Annotated in this window: 9 protein-coding genes; 2 read left to right on the top strand and 7 right to left on the bottom strand. The window is 55.2% G+C overall.

Translation table 11 applies throughout. The features are described 5' to 3' along the window. From A3722_RS01585 to A3722_RS01615, 7 genes are all read right to left on the bottom strand, one after another. Window positions 1-220 (bottom strand): helix-turn-helix domain-containing protein (locus A3722_RS01585; RefSeq protein ID WP_150120395.1); only part of this gene is annotated, 220 nt, incomplete at its 3' end. 136 nt (window positions 221-356) lie between these two features. After that, the gene (locus tag A3722_RS01590) at window positions 357-920 is read right to left on the bottom strand and encodes a L,D-transpeptidase (RefSeq protein WP_067626875.1); all 564 of its coding nucleotides are present in this window, start codon (window positions 918-920) and stop codon (window positions 357-359) included. A 95-nt stretch (window positions 921-1,015) separates the two neighbouring features. After that, entirely contained in the window at window positions 1,016-1,573 is a 558-nt protein-coding gene (locus tag A3722_RS01595; protein WP_067626877.1) for a methyltransferase family protein, read from the bottom strand. Then, complete coding sequence (locus A3722_RS01600; RefSeq protein ID WP_067626879.1) at window positions 1,570-2,487, bottom strand: cation diffusion facilitator family transporter; 918 nt, start codon at window positions 2,485-2,487, stop codon at window positions 1,570-1,572. The genes A3722_RS01595 and A3722_RS01600 overlap by 4 nt, the downstream gene beginning before the upstream one ends. Further along, a complete protein-coding gene (locus A3722_RS01605; protein WP_067626881.1) occupies window positions 2,477-3,232 on the bottom strand; it encodes a transglutaminase-like domain-containing protein in 756 nt (251 codons plus the stop codon). The genes A3722_RS01600 and A3722_RS01605 overlap by 11 nt, the downstream gene beginning before the upstream one ends. Before the next feature lie 95 nt (window positions 3,233-3,327). Beyond that, window positions 3,328-3,906 carry a cation transporter gene (locus A3722_RS01610; protein WP_037941752.1) on the bottom strand — a complete coding sequence of 193 codons (579 nt, stop codon included), beginning with the start codon at window positions 3,904-3,906 and terminating at the stop codon, window positions 3,328-3,330. A gap of 103 nt (window positions 3,907-4,009) precedes the next feature. Beyond that, window positions 4,010-4,438 carry a MerR family transcriptional regulator gene (locus A3722_RS01615; protein WP_067626883.1) on the bottom strand — a complete coding sequence of 143 codons (429 nt, stop codon included), beginning with the start codon at window positions 4,436-4,438 and terminating at the stop codon, window positions 4,010-4,012. Between the two features lie 171 nt (window positions 4,439-4,609). Here A3722_RS01615 and A3722_RS01620 point away from each other — a divergent pair, with 171 nt between their 5' ends. Continuing rightward, complete coding sequence (locus tag A3722_RS01620) at window positions 4,610-5,212, top strand: SCO family protein (RefSeq protein WP_233145810.1); 603 nt, start codon at window positions 4,610-4,612, stop codon at window positions 5,210-5,212. A 169-nt stretch (window positions 5,213-5,381) separates the two neighbouring features. Further along, window positions 5,382-6,143, top strand: a 762-nt coding sequence (locus A3722_RS01625; protein ID WP_161488207.1) for a TolC family protein, incomplete at its 3' end; no start/stop codon positions are given.

Below are 6,143 nucleotides of genomic sequence, written 5' to 3' on the forward strand. Positions count from 1 at the left end.
GCCGCGCACGTCGAGCTTCTGCCTTCCGCTGTGCAATCACACAATAGTAGCCACTGAGATTTGGCATTTCGCCATCAATGTAAAAATTCCGCTTTATGTCGCGATAGACTGTTGAGCGGTGTCTCCCAAGCTCAGCGGCTATTTTGTTGATCGAGAATTTTGCTCTGAGCATGTCCTCGATGATGCGTCTTTCACGCAAATCCAGCTCTGTATGTGCCATGTCTGTTCTCCTTGCTTTTTCAGCAAGATACCGGAAGTGTCGCAACCCAGTTTAGAATGTGCCCAACACTAAGTATAAATACGCATAATGAAGTTTATGTTAAAAAATAGAAGTATCAGCCAGCTTTCCTTGGGTTTCAGAAAATCCTGACCTGGGTTCCCACTTCTGCCAGAGCAAAAAGTTCAGCAATGTGCTCGTTGTAAAGTCCAATACAGCCGTTTGATGACTGGCGCCCGATCTTGCGTGTGTCTCCGGTCCCGTGCACCCGGTAATACTGCCACGACAGATAAAGCGCGTGGGTTCCAAGCGGGTTGTCAGGACCCGGCGGCCAATAGTCAGGCCATTCGGGGTTACGCTCTTTCATTGATGGAGTGGGCCGCCAACTCGGCCCCTCCACCTTCCTTATAACCTTTGTATATCCCCTGCGGGTCAACTCTTCCGAGGCAGGGACACTCGACGGGTAGAGTTTGTAGACACTTTCGTCTTCCGACCAATACTGGACTGCACGCGAGTCGATGTCGCACAAAATTGCACCGTGCTGAAGGTTATCGAAGTGGTCTTGCCAGGGATCCGCACTAAAGGACGAAATATTTCTGCGTACCGCCGAGGGCTCCTGAGCACGGAGAAGGGAAGGTGCTGCCAGAAGTCCGATCATAGTTGTCGAGACGAACTGGCGTCGTGTTTTCAGTGTTTTTGTCATATGCCTTGCCTCACTCTTTTGTTGGCTGACGGATACGACCTCTAGCAGCTAGAGGTTCAACTGAAAAACGATGACGTTCTCGTGAGGCAGCGAGTTTACAGGTATCGACGGGTTTCAGCGCAATAATCGCGATACTTGGAGCCGTATTGCTCATGCAGCCATGGCTCTTCCGCGAGCGGGGCAAGGGCCAGCGCGGCAACTCCAACGATGACGATAGGCCAAACCCAAGATGAGGCGAAGAGAAGACCAAAACCTATCAGGATGGCCATGTCGGCAAGGTACTGCGGATGCCGAGAGAAACGGTAGAGACCCGAAGTGATAAGCTCGTCTCTCGCACCGCTGGTGGCTTTCAGTCCAATGCTGAATGCCCCCCACCAGACGATCAGATTTCCGGTTGCGATCAAGAACGGCCCGACCGCCCAACGGAGTGCGTTGGCCATAGAAGCGGATTTCCAATCCAAGATGCCCAAACCGATCACCGCCCCAAACACGGCCAATGTGAGTCCCCATGCAATGTTTGGTATGACTGAATGCTCTCTGTTTGGAGGCCAGATGCGCTTGGACGGGCGGACGATCGACCAAAGGAGCGCACCAATCAAAACCAGACCGGACAGCAGGCCAACGACCACTAGTATGCCTTGGGCAATCGTCATGGGCGGTGTCCGAACACCTGCGCCTCCTGATGCGCATTGTCGCTCGCTTCGAATTCAAGCGTGGAATGCTCGATTGAGAAACGTTCATGCAGCACCGATTTGACGTTTTCTTTAATCTTGTCGGCCTCACCCATCCGTTCGCGTTCGACGACAATATGGCAGTCCAATGCCGCAGCGTGCTCCTGCATTTGCCAAAGGTGAACATGATGTACGTCGACCACGCCTTCGACGCCTTGGATCGCTCTGACCACGTCGTTTCCATCCACATCCGGCGGGCTCCCGAGCATCAGGGTTCGGATTGGGCCGCCTATTTCAGTGAAAGACAGATACAGAATGTAGAGCGCGATGCCGATCGTGATGGCAGGATCAACCCAACGCATGTCGTAAAGGATGATCAGTGACCCACCGACGATAACCGCGACCGAAGCAAGCGCGTCCGACAGGTTATGCAGGAAAAGCGCCCGAATGTTCACGCTGCCCTTCTGCATCGAATAGGTCAGCATTGCGGTCAGCGTGTCGATCACAAGCGCAATTCCACCGAGAATGACGACGGTCCACCCCATGACTTCGGGTGGATCAATCATGCGCATGCCGCCTTCGTAGATCAGGTAGAAGCCGATCACGATCAGGGTCGTGTAGTTGATCAGGGCCGCGACGATTTCGACCCGGCCATATCCGAAGGTCATGCGCTCATCGGCCGGTCGGCGCGCGATCTTGCGTGCGGCAAAGGCAATGACAAGCGAAGCCATATCGGAAAAGTTGTGCAGCGCATCTGCTATCAGTGCCAAACTACCCGAGAATATGCCCCCGACGATCTGCGCAACGGTAAGAAGCCCGTTCGCCCAGATCGCGATGGCAACCCGCCGATCGCCAGAATCCGGATCGATATGGGCGTGCCCGTGGTCATGTGGCATTGGCAGGCTCCTCATGCGCGTGTGTCGCGCGTCGGTCAGTCTTCAGGCGACCGCTGCGCAAACCACGTACGCGCGCATTCATCCAGTGGCGTATGATATGACGGTAAAGGGCACCACGCAGCCATCCAAAGGATTGCCCATGGGACGAATAGAATGCGTCCGGCGTATCAAACACGCCGAAATCCTGCACGATGCCGGTTTTCTGAATGTAGGTATCTTCTCCGTTCCAGGCGACGGGAGGCGCGCCAAGGCAATCCGTGCCCGCGCCATAACCGCAGAGACTTTCTGTGTCCGAGAATGACGTTTGCAGGACATCGAGGAAAGCGTCATCCAGGATGAAGCCTTCAAGGTTGATCCAGGAATCTTGAAATTCGATCTCGACCCATGAGTGGAGAATTTCCTGCGGAGCAAGCGGATACACCAGCTCAGGGACAACACCGCGCTGCAAGCCCTTGTGGATCGTAAACCCATGCAACCGGCAACGAATGCCGACACCACGCAGCAGCGCCATCAAGAGCGTGCCTTTGGTATTGCACTGCCCGTAGCCGTCGGAAAACACTTCGGATGCGGGGATGTCGTCAGCTCGATTGTATCCGAACGCGATTTCATTCCGAACGAAATCATAGGCAGCTCCGATCCGATCGTGTTCGGATAAGCCGCGCCAGCTGCGGTTCCCAATTAGATGCGCAAGAGGCGCGGCATCAAAATCCAGTAGTTTGGTGGGTACAAGTAGGGGGTCGGTCATATGCAACGGGTCGCTCCTCGAATCGTCTTGGAACAAGACTAATTGCTATAGTCACTGTAGCTTCAATCCTTTCTTTCAGAAAGAATCTCCCGCAACTATTTGCCCGTATGAACTGCTTTGTGGTGTTCGCCGTGTGCGTCGCGCAGAATGTCGATACCTCCCCAGGCCGCGATCCCGGCGACAATCACGCCGACGACGAGGTCCGGCCAGTTGGTTCCCAGCCAGGCGACGAGGCCGCCAGCCACGACGATTCCGAGGTTCGCGGCGAAATCATTGTAACTGAAGGTGTTGGCCGCGCGGATGTTGACGTCCGGATCTTTGAGCTTAGCGAGCAGCCAGACGCAGACTGCGTTGATGGCCGCAGCAATCAGGGCCATGGCGATCATGATCGTCCCGAGCGGATCTGACCCGCCGATGTAGCGGCGCCACGCATCGTAGAGGATGCCTGCAGCGAACAGGATCAGCAGCCCACCGGAAACATTCGCCGCCCCGCGTTTCCATTTGTCGGATCGGGACAAAGCGAAAAGGCTGATCGCGTAGACGAAGCTGTCGGAGAGGTTATCGAGCCCGTTGGCGATCAGGGCACTTGAGTCGCCGAAGGCGCCTGTTGCGAAAAAGGCCACGGCCAAGCCGATATTGAGCGCCAGAACGATCCAAAGCGTCCGTCTCTCCATTGAATCTTGTCTAGCGGCCATTTTGTGGTTCCAGCTTGTGTTGTACGACACATTAACTTCTGCGGCTTATCTGCGTTCCAGCCGGAATGTTGGCTGAATTCCTTCAGGCCCCGATTTCCTCGTGCTCGGTCAAGCACTCCGAATGGTCCCGCAACACCTCAAGCACCTTGCAATCTCCCGTCCGCCCGCCGCTGCATTCGTGAACCATGCGTTTCAGTTCCGTGCGCAGCGCCTTCAGGCGGGCCATGCGCTGCTCCACCTGTTTGAGCTGGCGACGCGCGATGGCATCAGCCTCATTACAGGGCCGGTTGGGATGGTCGCTGAGGTCGAGCAGCTCGCGGATCGCATCGAGCGAGAAACCGAGTTGCCGCGAATGGCGGATGAAGGACAGTCGGTCGAGCTGTGCATTGTCGTAGCGCCTCTGTCCGCCTTCGGTCCTGCCAGGTTCGGGCATGAGCCCAATCTGTTCGTAGTACCGGATGGTCTGCACCTTTGTGCCAGTCTTCTTTGACAGAGTACCGATCGTGAGCATTTTCGCCTCCATGAAAAAGATACAGTTTGTGTAGGTTTTGCCGTCGGAATAAACAAGTGCCGGATTCACAGACGCGTGAGTTCAAGCTATACCATGATTTTGTGCTTGAACCTCTAGCGGCTAGAGGATGTATCCGCACATGCAATAAGAATCAAAAACAGGCGCACAGGATTGTCCCTTACATCGGCACAGAAATTTCTTTGGGTTTTGGCAGGCGTGGCAGCGCTTGCCTTCGTATGGCTTTTGCTCTGGTCTGACTATCGTGCCGACAGCGCCCGAACTGACGCCGAGCCGCCTTTTTTCGCTGAATTCGAACTGACAGACCACCGGGGTATGGTTCAAACCGAGGAGGACTTTGCGGGGCGCTGGATGCTGGTGTTTTTCGGCTTTACCAACTGCCCCGACGTCTGCCCGACGACCCTATCTGAGGTCGCGGCGGTGATGGACGGTCTGGGCGACGATGCCGCCGAGGTCCAGCCGATTTTCATAACAATCGACCCTGAACGAGACACGCCCCCAGCACTCGCCGAATACGTCCCGCTGTTCGATGCGGGCATCATTGGGCTGACGGGCACGCCGGAACAGATCGCCGCCACGTCCGAGACGTTTCCAATCTTCTTTGAGCGCGTCGAAGAGGCCGCAGCGCCGGATGGGTACACCATGGGCCACACGTCGCATCTGTTCCTCTTCGATCCCGACGCGGGCTTCGCCGACTCGTGGCCTTACGGCACCTCCGCCGAAGAGATCCTCGCCGATCTAGAAGAGAGGATCTGACCGACATGAACCGTATGTCCGGAGAAACAGCCCTAGAACTTGACGGCTCTGAGGAACTCTATACAAGCTAATATTTTTCAAATACTTAGCTACTCATAACAGCGTGTTGAGTGAAACACCTCAATCCCCCCGCAAATCCAAAAGATGATCCAATATACAGGAATGACAAATGAACCGTCCCTATCTGCTTTCTATCTTAGCATCCACGGCATTGGTTTCATGTACCGCTGTTGGCCCTGATTATACGCCACCCAAGACACCATTAGAAACGTCATTCATTGGCGGTGGCGGGGCTCTCGGAGAAGTCGCGCGCGATGAATGGTGGAAACGGCTAAATGACCGGCAAATGAACCGGCTGGTAGACCGAGGCCTCACACAAAACATCGATATTGCAACGGCTTTACAACGTATCAAAGCCGCAAATACAGACCTGAGGCAGACAGGTATCGCTGACCAGTTCTCAGGTGGACTGGATGCACAGGCGCAGAGAAACAATGGTGACCCAATTTCAGGTGATCCCTCTGAAAGTGCGACGTTCGGGGCGAATTACATCCTCGATATTTTTGGTGGTGTTCGCCGTGACGCACAGCGCGCGACAGCGGGTGTAGAAGCAGCCAAGTTTGATGCAGGCACTGTCCGGCTTGCCCTAGTTTCCGGTGTCGTTTCCAACTATATCGACGCCCGGTATTTTCAGGAAGCGTTGGCTTTAACACGACAGAATATCGCGAGTCTCCGGCGGACCCAGTCCTTGATCAGAGCGCAAGTTGAGCAAGGCGCGTTGTCAGAATTAGATCTTGCCCGATCAGCAGGTCAGCTCGACACAGCAATTGCCGACCTCCCTCCGCTTGAAGCCGCATTCGAAGCCCGGGTTTTTGCAATCGCGACATTGTTGGCCGAACCAGCTCAGCCGCTGCTTAAACAGATGATTGCA

This window comes from Sulfitobacter sp. HI0027, from assembly GCF_001634775.1.
GTDB lineage: Bacteria > Pseudomonadota > Alphaproteobacteria > Rhodobacterales > Rhodobacteraceae > Sulfitobacter.

What these genes read in the sequence shown, in the direction of transcription:
- A3722_RS01600 (WP_067626879.1), bottom strand. Translation starts at nt 2,487, where the DNA reads ATGCCACATGACCACGGGCACGCCCATATCGATCCGGATTCTGGCGAT.
- A3722_RS01595 (WP_067626877.1), bottom strand. Translation starts at nt 1,573, where the DNA reads ATGACGATTGCCCAAGGCATACTAGTGGTCGTTGGCCTGCTGTCCGGT.
- A3722_RS01605 (WP_067626881.1), bottom strand. Translation starts at nt 3,232, where the DNA reads ATGACCGACCCCCTACTTGTACCCACCAAACTACTGGATTTTGATGCC.
- A3722_RS01590 (WP_067626875.1), bottom strand. Translation starts at nt 920, where the DNA reads ATGACAAAAACACTGAAAACACGACGCCAGTTCGTCTCGACAACTATG.
- A3722_RS01615 (WP_067626883.1), bottom strand. Translation starts at nt 4,438, where the DNA reads ATGCTCACGATCGGTACTCTGTCAAAGAAGACTGGCACAAAGGTGCAG.
- A3722_RS01610 (WP_037941752.1), bottom strand. Translation starts at nt 3,906, where the DNA reads ATGGAGAGACGGACGCTTTGGATCGTTCTGGCGCTCAATATCGGCTTG.